Annotated in this window: 17 protein-coding genes; 10 read left to right on the top strand and 7 right to left on the bottom strand. The window is 60.6% G+C overall.

Annotated elements, in window-relative coordinates:
• Positions 1–303: 303 nt before the first annotated feature.
• Positions 304–1,302 carry a P1 family peptidase gene (locus B2M20_RS11875; protein ID WP_079447255.1) on the bottom strand — a complete coding sequence of 333 codons (999 nt, stop codon included), beginning with the start codon at positions 1,300–1,302 and terminating at the stop codon, positions 304–306.
• A 149-nt stretch (positions 1,303–1,451) separates the two neighbouring features.
• On the opposite strand from B2M20_RS11875, the gene B2M20_RS11870 reads away from it, so the two are divergent.
• Complete coding sequence (locus B2M20_RS11870; protein ID WP_079447254.1) at positions 1,452–2,186, top strand: cytochrome c biogenesis CcdA family protein; 735 nt, start codon at positions 1,452–1,454, stop codon at positions 2,184–2,186.
• 101 nt (positions 2,187–2,287) lie between these two features.
• Here B2M20_RS11870 and B2M20_RS11865 read toward each other — a convergent pair whose 3' ends face one another.
• The 5 genes from B2M20_RS11865 to B2M20_RS11845 form a co-directional block, all read right to left on the bottom strand.
• A complete protein-coding gene (locus tag B2M20_RS11865; RefSeq protein WP_079447253.1) occupies positions 2,288–3,403 on the bottom strand; it encodes a branched-chain amino acid ABC transporter substrate-binding protein in 1,116 nt (371 codons plus the stop codon).
• 181 nt (positions 3,404–3,584) lie between these two features.
• Positions 3,585–4,328 carry an ABC transporter ATP-binding protein gene (locus B2M20_RS11860; protein ID WP_079447252.1) on the bottom strand — a complete coding sequence of 248 codons (744 nt, stop codon included), beginning with the start codon at positions 4,326–4,328 and terminating at the stop codon, positions 3,585–3,587.
• Positions 4,325–5,161: an ABC transporter ATP-binding protein gene (locus tag B2M20_RS11855; protein WP_079447251.1), complete on the bottom strand. Its 837-nt coding sequence runs from the start codon at positions 5,159–5,161 to the stop codon at positions 4,325–4,327. The genes B2M20_RS11860 and B2M20_RS11855 overlap by 4 nt, the downstream gene beginning before the upstream one ends.
• Positions 5,158–6,483: a high-affinity branched-chain amino acid ABC transporter permease LivM gene (gene livM / locus B2M20_RS11850; protein ID WP_173815991.1), complete on the bottom strand. Its 1,326-nt coding sequence runs from the start codon at positions 6,481–6,483 to the stop codon at positions 5,158–5,160. The genes B2M20_RS11855 and livM overlap by 4 nt, the downstream gene beginning before the upstream one ends.
• A 70-nt stretch (positions 6,484–6,553) precedes the next feature.
• The gene (locus B2M20_RS11845) at positions 6,554–7,468 is read right to left on the bottom strand and encodes an ABC transporter permease subunit (RefSeq protein WP_079447250.1); all 915 of its coding nucleotides are present in this window, start codon (positions 7,466–7,468) and stop codon (positions 6,554–6,556) included.
• Positions 7,469–7,924: 456 nt separating this feature from the next.
• Here B2M20_RS11845 and B2M20_RS11840 point away from each other — a divergent pair, with 456 nt between their 5' ends.
• Positions 7,925–8,452, top strand: coding sequence for a hypothetical protein (locus B2M20_RS11840; protein ID WP_087881175.1), 528 nt, complete (start codon positions 7,925–7,927; stop codon positions 8,450–8,452).
• Positions 8,453–8,505: 53 nt separating this feature from the next.
• Here B2M20_RS11840 and pcaD read toward each other — a convergent pair whose 3' ends face one another.
• On the bottom strand, positions 8,506–9,288 hold the full coding sequence (gene pcaD / locus B2M20_RS11835) for a 3-oxoadipate enol-lactonase (RefSeq protein WP_079447249.1): 783 nt from the start codon (positions 9,286–9,288) through the stop codon (positions 8,506–8,508).
• A 179-nt stretch (positions 9,289–9,467) separates the two neighbouring features.
• Between pcaD and B2M20_RS11830 the strand changes: the two genes are divergently transcribed.
• From B2M20_RS11830 to B2M20_RS11795, 8 genes are all read left to right on the top strand, one after another.
• Positions 9,468–9,914, top strand: coding sequence for an SRPBCC family protein (locus tag B2M20_RS11830; protein ID WP_079447339.1), 447 nt, complete (start codon positions 9,468–9,470; stop codon positions 9,912–9,914).
• 133 nt (positions 9,915–10,047) lie between these two features.
• A complete protein-coding gene (locus B2M20_RS11825) occupies positions 10,048–10,533 on the top strand; it encodes a (2Fe-2S)-binding protein (RefSeq protein ID WP_079447248.1) in 486 nt (161 codons plus the stop codon).
• Between the two features lie 44 nt (positions 10,534–10,577).
• Complete coding sequence (locus B2M20_RS11820) at positions 10,578–11,384, top strand: FAD binding domain-containing protein (protein ID WP_079447247.1); 807 nt, start codon at positions 10,578–10,580, stop codon at positions 11,382–11,384.
• 33 nt (positions 11,385–11,417) lie between these two features.
• On the top strand, positions 11,418–12,323 hold the full coding sequence (locus tag B2M20_RS11815; RefSeq protein ID WP_079447246.1) for an AAA family ATPase: 906 nt from the start codon (positions 11,418–11,420) through the stop codon (positions 12,321–12,323).
• 13 nt (positions 12,324–12,336) lie between these two features.
• Positions 12,337–13,566, top strand: a complete 1,230-nt coding sequence (locus B2M20_RS11810; protein ID WP_079447245.1) for a vWA domain-containing protein — start codon at positions 12,337–12,339, stop codon at positions 13,564–13,566.
• Positions 13,550–13,873, top strand: a complete 324-nt coding sequence (locus tag B2M20_RS11805; RefSeq protein ID WP_079447244.1) for an XdhC family protein — start codon at positions 13,550–13,552, stop codon at positions 13,871–13,873. Before B2M20_RS11810 ends, B2M20_RS11805 begins: the two co-directional genes overlap by 17 nt.
• A 235-nt stretch (positions 13,874–14,108) precedes the next feature.
• Positions 14,109–14,801 carry an XdhC family protein gene (locus B2M20_RS11800; protein WP_079447243.1) on the top strand — a complete coding sequence of 231 codons (693 nt, stop codon included), beginning with the start codon at positions 14,109–14,111 and terminating at the stop codon, positions 14,799–14,801.
• Complete coding sequence (locus tag B2M20_RS11795) at positions 14,798–16,402, top strand: NTP transferase domain-containing protein (RefSeq protein ID WP_079447242.1); 1,605 nt, start codon at positions 14,798–14,800, stop codon at positions 16,400–16,402. The genes B2M20_RS11800 and B2M20_RS11795 overlap by 4 nt, the downstream gene beginning before the upstream one ends.
• Positions 16,403–16,679: the final 277 nt, after the last annotated feature.

The following is a 16,679-nucleotide window of genomic DNA, read 5'->3' as shown; positions in this document are numbered from 1 at the left end:
GAACGTTTCCGAAAATTTCTGCGGAGCTTGAGAGAGCCCCGCGTAACATGAGCCGCGTCCGGGGGCAATGAGCGGCGTTAGCACCGGGTCGGGGGACGGAACGCGAGCACGAGGATTCTCTTCATGACGTTTCTCCATTGCTGAGATGCGCGACAGTGCGCACGAGGAGTATCCGCCGGTCAGATTGTCTAAATCTATACTTGAAACTAACCTTAAATACACAAAATAATACAATTATTTACACTATACATGAATTACATGCCGTCCTCGGTGGCGGAAAGACCTATGCACGCCAGATTGGAATCATCGATCAAACCGGTCCTTCCATGCCGGCAATGCGTTCAGAAACGGAAGTGCTTTTGCTTCATAGACGCCGCGTGCGATCGCGCGAGCCACCGTGTTGGCTGCGATCATTCCGAGTTCGGTCAATCCGATGAGCGGATCGATTCGCTTGGCTCCGGTGGCGGCAGCGAACACGATATCGCCGTCCAGGGGAGCGTGAACTGGATAAATCGCCCGCGCGAAACCGGTTTGGGCGATGATCGCAAGCCGTCTGGCTTGCGGTTTGGTAAGCACCGCATCGGTGATGACGATGGCGAGCGTCGTGTTTTCGCCAGCGTTTGCTGTCCCGCCGCCCTTCAATCGCATCGCCAGCATCTCCGGCGTGAACGACGGCGGCAACCCGCGTCCGCCGTATTCGTCACCGGATTCAAATGGCGCCGCCCAGAACCAGGGGCCGTCTCCGACTGTGACGCTGCCGACCGCGTTCACCACGGCGAGCGCCGCCACCCGCACGCCACTTGGCGTGGCGGCCGAAGCGGAGCCGACGCCGCCCTTCAAATTGGCGGTCGTAGCGCCGAGCCCGGCACCGGTGCTGCCGAGTGCGAAATCGTTTCCCGCAGCCGCTGCGGCGGCGTAGCCGAGATCGCGATAGGGCGCAAAACGACCCCATTGCTTGTCGCCGCCGTTCAAGAGATCGAACACGACCGCGCCGGGCACAATGGGTATGACCGCGTCGCCGATCGCAAAGCCGCGCCGCTGTTCGGCGAGCCAGGCCTGAACGCCGCCGCCGGCCTCGATCCCGAAAGCGGAGCCGCCTGACAGCGCGAGAGCGTCGATCCGCTCCACCGTATTGACCGGGTCGAGCAGGGTGCTGTCGCGCGTACCCGGGCCCCCGCCACGCACGTCCATCGCCGCGACGACTGGGGTATCGAAAAGCACCGCCGTGACGCCCGACGCCAGCTTCGTGTCGTCTGCGTGGCCGACACGGACCCCGGAAATGTCGGTAAGAAGGTTCTTCATGGTTCGGTCTCGTTTGCGGCGATGGGAAACGGCCGACCGTCAGATGACGGCACGGGCGTGTCGGGGTCAATCGATCACGCCTGATCACAAATGTCGCGGAAGGAAGCGAAGCCCTTGCATCGTGGCGCGATGGTAGGGCAAGTAGCCGCATGATTCACGACGTTTCCTTTCCCGCCGCCATGGTCGCGGGCCTTGTCAGCTTCCTGTCGCCCTGCGTTCTTCCGCTGGTGCCGCCTTATCTGATCTATCTCACCGGCACTACCATCGAACACGTTTCTCACGACGAGACAGTGAAGGCCTCGAAGCGGGCCGTGATGCTCGCCGCGTTGATGTTTGTGTTCGGCTTTTCCACGGTCTTCGTCGCGCTAGGCGCCAGTGCGAGCTTCATCGGCAGCCTGATCCGGGCTTGGTCGGCGCAGTTGTCGATCGTTGCCGGCATCGTCATCATCATCATGGGCCTGCACTTTCTCGGACTGACGCGAATCGGCTTTTTGATGCGCGAAGGACGGCTCACGGCGCCGAAGCCGGTCGGGTTATGGGGCGCCTATGTGATGGGGCTTGCGTTCGCGTTCGGGTGGACGCCGTGCATCGGGCCGATCCTGGCGGCGATCCTGTCGGTGGCGGCGGCAGAGGACACCGTCGTGAAGGGAGCGGGTTTGCTTGCGGTGTATTCGGCTGGGCTCGGCCTTCCGTTTCTGCTGGCGGCATTCATGGTTGAACAGTTTTCTTCGCTGCTCAATCGGATGAAACGTCATCTCGCTAAGATAGAGCGTGGAATTGGCGTACTCATGGTGCTGACCGGCATCGCGTTTCTCACCGGAACGATCTCCAACGCTAGTATCTGGCTGCTGGAGACCTTTCCGGCGTTGCAGAATTTCGGATGATTGGACGAGACACCTGGCTTTACTCTCGCTCGGTAGGATGACGCGCGCAGTCTTCCCCGCGTTCGAGGGGACGATGCCAAGGATGAGATGAATGTCGCGGCTCAGATGGCGGGGTCGATCTCGGCATAGTTGCCCTTGTCGTCCCATTTGTAGATGACATAGCCCATCTGCTTGATGTCGCCCTTCGCATCGAATTCCAGCTTGCCGAGAATGGTATCCCACGCGCCTGCCTTGATGACTTTCATCACCTTCATAGGATCCGTCGTGCCCGCTTTGGCAGCGCCCTGTGCCCACACCTGCATCGCCGCATAGGTGTAGAGCGTGTAACCTTCCGGATCGACGCCCTTGGCCTTGAATTTCTCGACGATCGCCTTGGCTGTCGGCTTCTTGCGCGGGTCCGGACCGAAGGTGAACAGTGTACCCTCGGCAAGAGGGCCGGTAATGGATGCGAACTTCTTGTCGTTCATGGCGTCGCCCGCCATCAGGATGGTCTTGAGGCCCTGATCACGCATCTGGCGCAGGATTAGTCCGGCCTCCTGATAATAGCCGCCGACGAAAACCAGATCGATGCTGTCGCGCTTCAGCCGCGAGACGATGGAGTTAAAGTCCTTGTCGCCCTTATTGTAGGACTCAAACATCTTCTCCTGAAATCCGGCCTTGTTCAGCGCCTTCTTGGTCTCGTCGGCGAGGCCCTTACCGTAGGTTGTCTTGTCGTTAAGGATGGCGATGTTCTTGCCTTTGAAGTTTTCGACGATGTATTCAGCGGCGGCGACGCCTTGCTGGTCGTCGCGGCCGCAGACACGCAGCACGTTCCACAGCTTGCGTTCCGTGAACAGCGGGTTGGTCGAGGCCGGCGTGATTTGCAGTACATTGCCGTCGGCGTAAGCTTCGGAAGCCGGAATAGATGACGACGAGCAGAAATGCCCGGCGACGAACGGAATACCCCGGCTTGCGATTCTTTCAGCGATGGAGCGCGCTTGCTTCGGTTCGCAGGCATCGTCGCCGATGAACAGCTTCAGCTTCTTGTTGAGCACGCCACCCGCATCGTTGGCATCGGCAACGAACTGTTCGGCGCCGTTCTGCAACTGGCGGCCGAAAGCGGACTCGCTGCCCGTCATCGGGCCGGCCACCGCCACTGTGATATCCTGGGCGAAGGTCGTGGCCGAAAGCGCCAGCGAGGCGAAAAGGGTCAGACCGATCAGCTTCAATGATTTCATTCGAGCAGTCCTCGCGGAGGCGGATCAGGTGCCATGTTTGCCATTGTGCAGGCATTGTCCGATGATTTGCGGTCGGTGTCATGGACAAATTTCGAGCGCCACTCCGTGACCGCCACTTGGTCTCATCGGTCAGGGGAGCGATTCGGCATGCGCGCCATCGCCCAGCAAACTCGCGCTCACCTCAGGCGTGGCGGCCGCCTTCGAGATAGGCCGCGCGTATTTCCGGTCGTTGCAGCAATTCCATGCCGGCGCCGCTCATCGTGATCAACCCGTTGACCATCACATAGCCGCGATGGGCGAGGCGAAGGGCGTGATTGGCGTTCTGTTCGACGATCAGTACTGTGAGATGGTCCTCGCGGTTCAGCGTATGGATAGCGCTGAAAATCTGCCGGGTGATCAGCGGCGCAAGACCAAGTGAGGGCTCGTCCAGCAACAACAGGCGAGGTCGGCTCATCAGCGCGCGGCCGATTGCCAGCATTTGTTGCTCTCCGCCGGACAGCGTGCCGCCCCGCTGCGACATACGCTCCTGCAAGCGCGGGAACAACCTAAGCACGCGCTCCTGGCTGACAGCTCGCTCAGCCTTGCTGCCGGGCGTGGCGTCCGCGCCCATCTGCAGGTTCTCCGCGACTGTCATGCGCGGAAAAATGCGCCGTCCCTCCGGGGATTGCGCGATGCGCAACCGGGCCACCTCGTGCGTCGGCATGGAGCTGATGTCCTGGCCATCGAACAGGATCTGGCCGGCGCGGGCGCGGGGGCGACCGAAGATGGTCATCATCAAAGTCGATTTTCCTGCGCCGTTGGCGCCGATCAACGCGACGATCTCGCCGGCCTTGATGTCGAGATCGATGCCCTTCAGTGCTTCGATCTTGCCATAGGCGGCGTGAAGCCCTTGAATGGCGAGCAGGGGCGTCGAGTCGGCGCTCATACGCCGCCCTCCATGACCGCGGTAGCCGTATCCTCGTCGGCGCCGAGATAGGCCGCGACAACCTTCGGATCGTCGCGCACCGCGCGTGGCGTGCCGTCGGCGATCTTGACGCCGTGGTCGAGCACAACGATGTGGTCGGAGATTTCCATCACCACGCTCATGTCATGTTCGATCAAAAGGATCGAAGTACCGAAGTCCCTGCGGATCGACAGCAAGAGCTCGCTCAAACTGGCACTCTCGTTGGCATTGAGCCCCGCGGCCGGCTCATCAAGGCAGAGCAGCGCGGGATGCGTGCACATTGCGCGCGCGATCTCCAGACGGCGCTGGTCGCCATAGGGCAGATTGCCCGCGGCGTCATCGGCGCGTTGCAGCAGGCCAATGCGGTCGAGCCAGTCGCGAGCTGAGTCGATCGCCTGCTTCTCCGCGGACCGGAACGACGGAGCGCCGATCAGGCCAAGCAGGCCGAAGCCGGACGCCCGCATCAAGGCATTGTGCTGCGCGACCATCAGGTTTTCCAGCGCCGTCATGCCGGGAAACAAGCGGATGTTCTGGAAGGTGCGCGTTACCTTGGCATATTTGCAGATGCGAAAGTCGTGCAGGCGATCGAGCCGGAAGGTTGCGCCGTCGTCGTGCACCAGGCGCATGGTGCCTCGCGAGGGCCGATAGAATCCGGTGACGCAGTTGAATACCGTGGTCTTGCCAGCGCCGTTCGGCCCGATCAGCGCAGTGATGTGGCCGCGCTGCGCGGCGAACGACAGTTCGTTGATGGCAAGGATACCTCCGAAGCGCATCATCAGTCCATCGACGGCGAGGATGGGAACAGGCGTCGTCATCCCTGACCTTCCTTCACCAGCGACGACGATATCTCTGTCCGTTTTTGCAGGAACACGGTTGGAGCGCGATGGCTGACCAGACCTCGCGGCCGCCAGACCATCAACAGCACCATGACTCCGCCGAACACCAGCATGCGAAACTGGTCAAGGCCGCGAAACAACTCAAATCCCCCGATCATTGCGATCGCGGCGAGCGCCACGCCGAGTTGCGAGCCCATACCTCCGAGCACGACGATGGCGAGAACCAGTGCCGATTCCTGAAAGGTGAAGGATTCAGGACTGATGAAGCCCTGGCGGGTTGCGAAGAACGCGCCCGCAAAGCCGCCGAACATCGCGCCTATGGCGAAGGCCGAGAGTTTCGTCGTGGTGATGTTGATGCCGAGCGCCCGACAGGCGATTTCATCCTCGCGCATCGCTTCCCAGGCACGACCGATAGGTAGCCGTCGCAGGCGGATGGTGACCCAGTTCGTAAGTAGTGCCAGCGCCAGGATAAGATAGAACAGGAAAACCAGACGATGCGTTGGCGAGAACGGCACGCCGATCAGCGCCGCGAAACCATCTTCGCCCGGCGTTAGGGGAATGCCGAACACGGAGGGGCGCGGGATGCCGCTGATCCCGTTCGGTCCGCCGGTGAGTTCCTGCCAGTTGAGAATGACCATCCGGATGATCTCGCCGAACGCCAGCGTGACGATCGCGAGATAATCGCCGCGAAGTCGCAACACCGGGAAGCCGAGCAACACGCCCCAGAACGCGGCGAGCAGACCGGAGACCGGCAACAGCACCCAGAATGCCCACGGCCCGAGTTGCAGGAAGTCGATCGCGACGTAGGGATAGGTTTCCATGAAATGCGGAAACGGCAAGCCGCTTTGCGCCAGCAGCGCATAGGAGTACGCGCCGACCGCATAGAACGCGACGTAGCCGAGATCGAGCAGCCCGGCGAGACCGACCACGATGTTGAGACCCCAGCCCAGCATCACATAGGTCAGTACGAGGATCCCAAGGTCGAGCAGGTAACGCTGATTGTAGAAGATGACCGGCACCAGCAGAGCGAAAATCAGAAGTGCCGGCGTCAGCAGGCGACCCAGCATCGAGAACGTACGACGCACGGTTGCTGGCAGTTCGACACTTCCGACGGGTCCGATCCAGCGCTTTAGCGTTTCGACAATGATGCTGCCGACGAACACCGCGCCGACTGTGGCCGCGAGTTCGCCGAACCGGGTCCAGTAGGTCAACTGTCCCGAGGAGCCGGATTCTGTACGAATGCCGATCATGAGCGAGAACAGCACCAGCGCCAGGACCGCGCTCACGACCGCTTTCTTCATGATGAAGACGACACCACGATCGCGCGCCGCGGTTTGTTGGCTCAGAGCGGGCGCTGACACGTCCGGGCCGTCAGACTTTTTCGACTTCGGGACGGCCAAGCAGGCCGGTCGGCCTGAAAATCAGGACGACGATCAGGATCGAGAAGGCGGCGACATCCTTGTACTCGATCGAAAAGTAAGCTGACCAAAAGGTCTCGATCAATCCGATCGCGAGACCGCCGAGCATCGCGCCAGGCAGCGAACCTATGCCGCCAAGAACCGCGGCGGTAAATGCCTTGATGCCGGCGACGAAGCCCATGAAGAAATCAACCAGACCATAATACAACAAGTACATCATGCCGGCGACGGCAGCGAGCGCCGCCCCGATCACGAAGGTCATTGAGATGGTGCGATCGACGTTCACGCCGAGCAGCGCCGCCATGGTCTGATCCTGTTCGCACGCGCGCATATCGCGGCCGAAGCGCGTGCGCGACACAATGAAACTGAAGATCGCGAGCAGAACGATGGTGGTAACCACCACCACGATCTGGACATTGGATAGTTGGACTGCGAAATTTCCGGAATCGTGAAGCGTGTAGCCGCCGGTGATGAGCGGCGGAATGGGCTTAGCCTGCGCGCCTTGCGAAACCTGAGAAAAATTGAAGAGCACGAACGACATGCCGATCGCCGACAAGAGCGGCGCGAGTCGAAACGATTGACGCAGGGGCCTATAGGCAAGGCGCTCGACAACCCAGCCGTACACGGCAGTAACGGCCATTGAAACGAGGAGCATAACGAGCAGGATCAGCGGCACGGCGGAGAGGCCCAACGATATCAGGATGAGGAAGGTGATCATCGCGATGAAGCCGCCGATCATGAAGATGTCGCCGTGAGCGAAATTGATCATGCCGACGATGCCGTAAACCATCGTATAGCCGATCGCGATCAGCCCATAGATCGAGCCGAGTACGACGCCATTGATGAGTTGCTGGGCAAAATAGTCCATGCGCTGCCGTGATCTGCGTATCCGAATGCGACTATATCAGACGCGATGCTAGGCTCCGGCAGCCGGACCGGCGCGTCTTGAATCAATGTCTAACAGTGGGAATCGAGGGCGGCAACCGCGGCAATTTCAGCGGGACCGGCGGCTGTGTATTTCTTCGGCGTCGTTTGCTCAGCGGAAGCAGCTCGTCGCGCGGGTGGGCGTTAAAAAGGCCAGTCTAACGGCAATTTGGCGGGCAAGCCGGCTGGAAAGCCGTCAAATCAGAGTTCCCAGTCTCCCGAAATCCAATCGATGCGGCCGGATTGTGCCTCCGTTCGCGTCGGCGTTGTCCACAGGGCTGGCGGGACTGTTAAGGTAAACAAAGGGTTTCCGTTGCGCCGCTCGGTTTACCCGACGTTAATCACCGTCAAGGCCGCGCTGGTTCCCGACGCGGCGGCCACGCGATTAGCGGGATGGCGCATGACCAATTCCTGGCGCATCAGCACCGTCAACGGAGCGTTGCTGGCGCTCTATTTCGTTCCTGCCTGGACCTTCGTCGCTTTCAAGATCGTGGCGTCGCCGGTGCACGGACTTTACGACCTGGCCAATGTGTCGGTTGCGTTGTTTCTCAGCGACCACCTCCATTTCGCGGCGATGGACCTTGTGCGTTTGGCCTGGCTCCTGGCGCTCGGCAAGATGACCGTCGTGGCGTTCTTCGCGGTGTTCCTGGTGATGACCACGCGCGCTTCGGTCCGGAAGTCAGGCAGCTTCGATGAGGTACTAGCGCTCGCGCTCGGCATCGGCAGCCTCATCGCCTTCGCCAGCATGGTGATGGCGTCACGAGTAGGCGAAATGGCCGCGGTGCGCCTGCATGCGACCGAACTGCTATTGCTACTTGGCGGTGCCATCCTGATGGCGGCCGAGCCGCCGTTCCAGCGCGATCCGCCGCCGGTGAGACGATGGCCTTCGCAACCGGAAGTCTATCCTTCGACCAATGCCAGTTCCTGAACGATCGTGCTGGTTTCCTTGACCGCGTGATCGGTTGCAGGGCGTTCATTTGACTACTGCTGCATCAGGAAGCCGGCCACTGCCTCTGTGAAAGCGTGTGATTGTTCGACGTTAGAGATATGTGCGGCGTCAAGGATGGTCATGTTGGCGGAAGGAATCTGGCTGCGGATGTATTCACCGGCCGCGACAGGCGTCGACAGGTCGTGCCGTCCGGCGATGACGAGCGTAGGGCTTTTGATGCGCGGCAGCAACGCGCGCTGATCCAGGGTACTCAACGCCTGACAGCAGGCGATGTAACCCTCCACCGGAGAGGCGCTCAGCATGGCTTTAATCTTCGCCGTGACCTGAGGTTCGCGTTCGCGAAAGCTTGCGGTCAGCCAGCCGCTGATTACGGTGTCGGCGATTGCAGCGAGACCGCCATCCTTCACTGCCTTGATGCGGGCGTGCCAATTGGTCGGATCGGGATAGTAGCAATTCGTATTGGCGAGAATGATCCGGTCGAACCGCTCCGGCGCATTTGCTCCGAGCCATTGGCCGACCATGCCGCCCATGGATAATCCGCACCAGTGCGCTCTTGCGATGTTGAGGTCGTCCAGAATTGCCAGCACATCCCGGCCAAAGCGCTCCATCGAATAGGGGCCGGGTGGCGCACCGGACTTGCCGTGGCCGCGCCGGTCATAGCGGACGATTCGGAACAGCTTCGACAGCGTCGCCATCTGCGGCTCCCACATCTGCAGCGTGCAGCCGAGTGCGTTCGACAGCATCAGCGTCGGGCCGCTGTCGCGCCCGTCGACGGAAACATTCAGCAGGCAGCCGTCGGCATCGATCATGGGCATTGTCGTTTCTCCTGCCAGACTCAAGCGTTTTAGTCGGGAGCGATCGGTTTCACCATCGAAAATCGCCACGCTTATGCGTGAGCTCTCCACCGCTGTCCTCTTTCTTTTGCGGCCGTCGTACTCTACGTCAGGGGTGAGCGCTTTCGAACAGTGTGGCCGCCGATCAAGGAGGCAAGCTCATGGCGATGACAATGAGCGGCGAAGTCGAGCTCGCAGCCTCTCGCGATCGCGTGTGGGCCAAGCTCAACGATCCCGAGGTCTTGAAAGCCTGCATTCCCGGTTGCGAGGACTTGATCAAGACCGACGCGAACCAATTCCATGCTGTCGCCAGGATGAAAATCGGTCCGGTATCCGCCCGCTTCAAGGGCAAGGTGACTCTTAGCGATCTCGACCCGCCGAACGGATACAAGATTGCAGGGGAGGGGGAAGGCGGCGTCGCCGGATTTGCAAAGGGTGAAGCAACCGTGGTGCTGGTCGATCACAATGGCGGCACACTTCTGAAATACGAAGCCGCGGCGCAAACTGGCGGCAAGCTGGCGCAACTGGGTCAGCGGTTGATCGGCGGTACGGCCAAAAAGCTGGCCGACCAATTTTTCGCGAACTTCGCCGAAGTCGTTCAGGGATAAAGGCGGTTCAGAGCCTATCTAAAGACCCGCTTCGGCGTGACCGGCGTTGCCGTGTATGAACCCATTATCGGCATCGCTCATATCGTGTATTGTAAAGAGCGACCTTCCGACGTGCGACCGTAGAGAGTGTCAAATGGCCAAGATTTCGCTGATCGTGAACGGCAGGCCGGCCACTACCGATATCGATCCCCGCACGCTGCTGGTGCAGTTCCTGCGCGAGAACCTGCACCTCACCGGCACCCATGTCGGATGCGATACCTCGCAGTGTGGCGCTTGCATTGTGCATCTCGATGGGAAAGCGGTGAAGTCATGCACTACGCTGGCGGTGATGGCCGATGGGCACGAGATCAAGACCATCGAAGGTCTCACAGCTGACGGGGCCTCGCTGCATCCGATGCAGGAGGCGTTCCGCGAGCATCACGGCTTGCAATGCGGCTTCTGCACACCGGGCATGATTATGACCGCGATCGATATGGTCCGCCGCAAGGGTTACGATCTTGACGATCGTACCATTCGCGAGGAACTGGAGGGTAACCTCTGCCGCTGCACCGGCTATCAGAATATCGTCACATCGATTGCGGCCGGCGCGATGGCGATGGCCAAATCGGATCTCGCATGAGCTTGGAGTTACACGCCGCAAGACGAGACCAGAGAACCTGAGCGATGTACGAATTCAAGTATCATCGACCGGCGACCTTGCAACAGGCTGTCAACCTCCTGGCTGAGAGCGAGGACGCCATGTTGATCGCGGGCGGCCACACGCTGGTGCCGGTCATGAAGCAGCGGCTCGCAAGCCCCGCACATCTGATCGATCTTACGCATATCGAAGGTCTTGATAGCATCGAGATGAGGGAGGGCCTGCTGGTGATAGGTGCGACCGCGAAGCACGCCGATGTTGCCGACTCGCCGATCGTGGGCGAGGCTATCCCGGCGCTCGCCGAACTCGCCGGGATGATCGGCGATCCCGCTGTGCGTCACAAGGGTACTATCGGGGGCTCGCTGGCCAACAACGATCCCACCGCGGATTATCCAGCAGCCTGTCTGGCGCTCGGCGCCACCATCGTCACTAATAAGCGCCGTCTGAAATCAGATGACTATTTCCAGGGAATGTTCTCCACCGCGCTGGACGCGGATGAGATCATCACCCAGGTGATGTTTCCGCTGCCGAAGAAGGCAGCCTATCAGAAATTTCGCAATCAGGCCTCCCGCTACGCTTTGGTGGGCGTGTTCGTTGCCGAGCGGCCGCCGGATGTGCGTGTCGCCGTTACGGGCGCCGGGGCCGACGGCGTGTTCCGCTTGGCGGCGTTCGAAGAAGCTCTGAAAAAAAGCTTCACAACGAAATCGCTCGAGGGGCTGTGCGTTTCCCCCGACGGCCTCAACAGCGACTTGCACGGCAGCGCGGAATATCGCGCGCATCTGATCGGTGTGCTTGCGCGGCGAGCAGTCAATGGCGCGAACGGTAAGGCATGACATGCGGATGCTCGCCGCGCTGGGCCAGATATCATGACGGCGGTACTGCCATCTTCCGTCGATGCAACGCTCGCTCTGCTGGCGAAGCATGGCTATTTCGCCGAGCGTTCCCTGGCGACTGTCGTGTTTCTTTCGCTACGCATGGCGCGGCCGCTGTTTGTCGAAGGCGAGGCAGGCGTCGGCAAGACCGAGATCGCGAAAGTGCTATCGGCTGCACTGGGCCGCAGATTGATTCGACTGCAATGTTACGAAGGATTGGATGTTGCCTCCGCCGTCTATGAGTGGAACAGCCACGCTCAGATGATTGCGATTCGGCTGGCCGAAGCGGCGGGTGATACCGATCGCGAGCAGCTTTCCAGCGACATCTTTGCCGAGAGATACTTGATCAAGCGGCCGTTGCTCCAGGCCCTGGAGCCGGATGTCGGCGGCCCGCCGGTACTCCTGATTGACGAACTCGATCGCGCCGACGAAGCTTTCGAAGCCTTTCTTCTGGAAATCCTCAGTGATTTCCAAGTGACGATCCCCGAATCCGGCACCGTCAAGGCGGTGACACCGCCGATCGTTATCGTGACTTCGAACAGGACGCGTGAAGTTCATGATGCGTTGAAGCGCCGCTGTCTCTATCACTGGGTGGACTACCCTTCCGCCGAGCGCGAACTTGCGATCGTCCGATCACGGGTAGCAGGTATCTCCGCCGCATTGTCGCAACAGGTCGTCGGCTTTGTGCAGGCGCTGCGCAACCGGGATTTCTACAAGAATCCGGGCGTCGCCGAGACCATCGACTGGGCGACGGCGCTGACCGAGCTCGATACCCGTTTGCTGACGCCGCAGGTCGTCGGCGATACCATCGGCGCGCTCTTGAAATATCAGGATGATATCGGCCGGATGCAGGGCGACGCTTTGCAAAACCTATTGAAGGAAGCAGCCAGCAACCAATAAAAGCGGGATTCGCATGGCCATCCATCATCTCGATTCGCCGACCGGCCGTATTGCGGACAACGTTATCGGCTTCGCCCGCACGCTGCGCGCCTCCGGTCTTCCCGTGGGTTCGGCCGCCGTCATCGACGCGCTGAACGCATTGCGCTTGATCGACATCGGCAATCGCGCGGACGTTTTCAGTACGCTTCAGGCGGTTTTGCTGACTCGCCACGAACATGCGCTGATATTCGCCCAAGCCTTCGAGCTTTTTTTTCGTATCGCGGAGCAACGGAACAACATGCTGGACTCGGTCCCGCTGCCAGACCAGGCCAGGAAACCGCCGCCGTCTGCGTCTCGGCGCGTTCTCGAGGCATTGTCGCAGCCTGCGATCACGGGTGAGCGCGAGATGCCGCGGGAGCATGAGATCCGGCCTTCTGTCTCCGACCGCGAGGTGCTGCAAAGGAAGGATTTCGCCCAGATGAGCGCAGCCGAGATGGCCGAAGTGATGCAGCTGATCGCGAAGATGGAACTGCCGCAAGCCAAGCTGCGCACGCGACGCACCCGGCCCGATTCACGAGGATCGTCGCTGGATCTGCGCCGCACGCTGCGCGGCGGCCTACGCACCGGGGGCGAGATCGTCGATATTCATCGCCTCGGCAGGGCCGGCAAGTCGGCGCCGATCGTAGCCCTGCTCGATATCTCAGGCTCGATGAGCGAATATACGCGACTATTTTTGCATTTTCTCCATAGTCTCACAAATGAGCGTAAGCGCGTTTCGGTCTTTCTGTTCGGAACGCGGTTGACTAATGTGACGCGCGCTTTGCGTGCGCGCGATCCCGACGAGGCGCTGGCCGCTTGTTCCTCGGTGGTGGAGGATTGGGCGGGGGGAACGCGGATCGCGACCTCGCTGCACAACTTCAACAAGCTGTGGGGCCGGCGCGTGCTGGCGCAGGGCGCCATTGTACTGCTGATCACCGATGGGCTGGAGCGGGAAGCCGACTCCAAACTAGCGTTCGAGATGGATCGGCTGCACCGATCCTGCCGTCGGTTGATCTGGCTCAACCCGCTATTGCGCTATGACGGCTTTGAGCCCAAGGCGCAAGGAATTAAGATGATGCTGCCGCACGTTGACGAATTTCGTCCGGTGCATAGTTTGTCATCTATCGAGGGGCTAGTTGCTGCGCTTTCCCGGGCGCCGAGACCAACGGCCGTGGTCCCTCCGTCCCGCAGCTTGAACGAGTGGCATCATGCTGGATCGCGATGAAGACATTCTGAGGGCGGCGGAAAACTGGAGGAGAGCGGGCAAGGGCGTCGCGCTGGCAACGGTCGTTGAAACCTGGGGCTCTGCACCGCGTCCAGCCGGTTCGAGTCTCGTCATCAACGAAGACGGCACGTTTCTGGGCTCGGTCTCGGGCGGCTGCGTCGAAGGCACCGTAGTGACCGAGGCGCTGGACGTGATCTCTAGTGGGGCGCCCAGGATGCTGGAGTTTGGTGTCGCGGATGAGACCGCGTGGACTGTCGGCCTCTCATGCGGGGGCAGGATCCGCATCTTTGTTGAGAAAGTCGTTTAGTGTCATTGGTGTAAAGTTTCTTCCGTTATGATGGGATATGATGGGAGGCCCATCCGGGGACTTCGATCGAAAGGGCACTAGTGGTCCGATTCTAACATTTGGTTCGTGGGCTCGCTTGAGGTGGGCACCAAATGTCAAATCCACTCCACTAGTCTTGTAGTGCGAGAGTACCCCTGTTTTCCGAGTTCGAACGGGGGGCTGTGGATGTTTACGATCTCGGTCTCAGGCGTTTGTCGTGAAGCTTGCCACACTTTCAGCGATCAATATCGAGCGGGCCGCGCGGAGGCCGGTGATCGTGGTGACCGATATCGATAATGGCGAGCAGCGCCTTATAAACGCCGCTGACATTGCCAGCGATCCTTTGCATATCGAATTGGAACGACATCTGCGTATGGGCAAGAGCGGCACCATTGAAGTCGCGGGCCGGAAGCTGTTCCTGAACGTCTATGCGCCGACCGCCAAGCTTGTGATCGTCGGCGCGGTTCACATCAGTCAGGCGCTGGCGCCGCTGGCGCGTTCGCTCGGCTATGATGTCACCGTGGTCGATCCGCGCTCCGCATTTGCAAGTCCTGAGCGGTTTCCGGACGTGACGCTGATCGCCGAATGGCCAGACGTTGCACTGCCGCCGCTCAACATGGATCATTATACAGCCTTCGTTGCTGTCACTCACGATCCGAAGATCGACGATCCTGCGTTATTGCACGGGCTGAAGTGCGATTGCTTCTACATCGGGGCATTGGGCTCGCGGAAGACCCACGTTCAGCGTGCCCTCCGCCTGAAAGCACAAAACATTTCTAATGCCGACATCGAGCGCATCCATGCGCCGATCGGCTTGGAGATAGGCGCGATTTCGCCCTCCGAGATCGCCGTGGCCATCATGGCGGAAATCACGGCGCAGCTACGGCTGCCGAAAGCGAGCGCGGCATGAAATTTGGTCCCGCTACCCCGGACGATGCCATTGGCGGCGTCACTGTTCATACCCTGCGGCAGGGTACGTTTGTACTCAAGAAGGGCACCATCATTGGGCCAGTGGAGGTCGAGGCGCTCAACAGGGCGGGTGTGAAGGAAGTTGTCGTCGTTCGCCTCGATGATGGAGATGTATCGGAGGACGAGGCAGCGGCGGATGTCGCAAAAGCGGTTGCCGGCGATGGTGTCACGGTGGAACGGGCGTTTACCGGCCGGGCTAATCTGTTCGCGTCGCGGGCCGGCGTGCTGGTGATCGATCGCGTGGCCGTCAACCGGATCAACAATGTCGACGAAGCGATCACCTTTGCGACGCTTTCGGCCTACAAGCCGGTAGTCCAAGGCGAAATGATCGCCACCGTCAAGCTGATTCCGTTCGGCGTTGAAGCGAAGCTGCGCGATGCCGCGATTGCGGCGGCAGGCGGTGGTGTGTTGCGGGTTGCGCCTTACAGCATCAAGCGCGTTGGCATTGTCTCGACCATGCTCCCTGGCCTTGCGCCGAAGGTGATCGACAAGACATTGCGCGTCACCGCCGAGCGTATCGCGCCAGCGGGTGCGACGATCATCGCCGATCGTCGCGTGACGCATGACCAAACCGTACTGTCGGCGGCGATCACGGAGATACTCGATCTCGGCGCCGAGTTGGTTATCGTATTTGGTGCATCCGCGATTGCGGATCGCCGCGATGTCATTCCCGCCGCCCTCACCGATGCGGGCGGCGTGGTCCAACATTTTGGTATGCCGGTCGATCCGGGCAACTTGCTTCTGATCGGAAAAGCGCGTGGTGTGCCGGTGCTGGGTGCCCCGGGTTGCGCGCGGTCTCCCGTTGAGAACGGGTTCGATTGGGTACTGATGCGGCTGCTCGCTGGATTGAAGGTCGCGCGACGTGACCTGACCGGCATGGGAGTCGGCGGCCTGCTGATGGAAATCGTGACGCGACCGCAACCGCGTATCTCGCCTGCGACCGACACCAACAGCAATATTGCAGCGGTGGTCCTCGCCGCAGGGCGATCAACCCGCATGGGCGGCCCCAACAAGCTTTTGGCGGAGCTGAACGGCAAGCCGCTGGTCCGTATCGTGGCCGAGCAGGTGCTGGCGTCAAAAGCATCGAGCGTTACGGTCGTAACCGGCCATGAAGCAAGGGAAGTCGAGCGCGCACTGCGGGGGCTCAACGTTACCTTTGTGTACAATCCGGATTTCTCTACGGGTCTCGCCGGCTCGGTCAGAACCGGTATCAGCACGGTTCCTAAAGAAGCCGGCGGCGCCTTGATCTGTCTCGGCGACATGCCGCTGGTCGATGCGCAACTCCTCGATCGGCTGATCGCTGCGTTTGCTCCGGATCGGGGTATGCTAATAGCCGTCCCTGTCAGCGACGGCAGGCGCGGCAATCCGGTCTTGTGGTCGCGGCGCTTTTTCGGCGAACTGATGTCGCTCGAAGGTGACGTCGGCGCGTGCCATCTGCTCGCGCGTCACGCCGAGGCGGTGGCGGAAGTCTCAGTCGATGCTCACGGCGCCTTCTTCGACATTGATACGCCTCAAGCATTGGCGGCGGTTCAACGCGGCTGACAATGAGCTCCTGGACCGGCGCGCTGTCCGGACTTCAGAGAGGGCGCTGACGGACGACGTCAGGCCCACGACCTGCATCGGAGAATTGTTCAGGACGCATCGACTTGCAAAGCGGTGCGGTCCCGCTTTCAATCCGGTTGGCTTGCGATGCATCAATGAGATTTCCGCTCCAGGCCGGGTCCGCCGGCACTTCGGCTTCTCTAGATTTGCAAACTAGTTCAGACAGATAGGTTACATCACGGCGGATTGACTGCCCGGGGCAAAGTTTTATCTTTAT

It is taken from the genome of Nitrobacter vulgaris (genome assembly GCF_002028545.1).
Classification (GTDB): Bacteria; Pseudomonadota; Alphaproteobacteria; order Rhizobiales; family Xanthobacteraceae; genus Nitrobacter; species Nitrobacter vulgaris.
The sequence above is the reverse complement of the archived record's forward strand: the minus strand, read 5'-3'. Positions and strand labels throughout refer to the sequence as shown.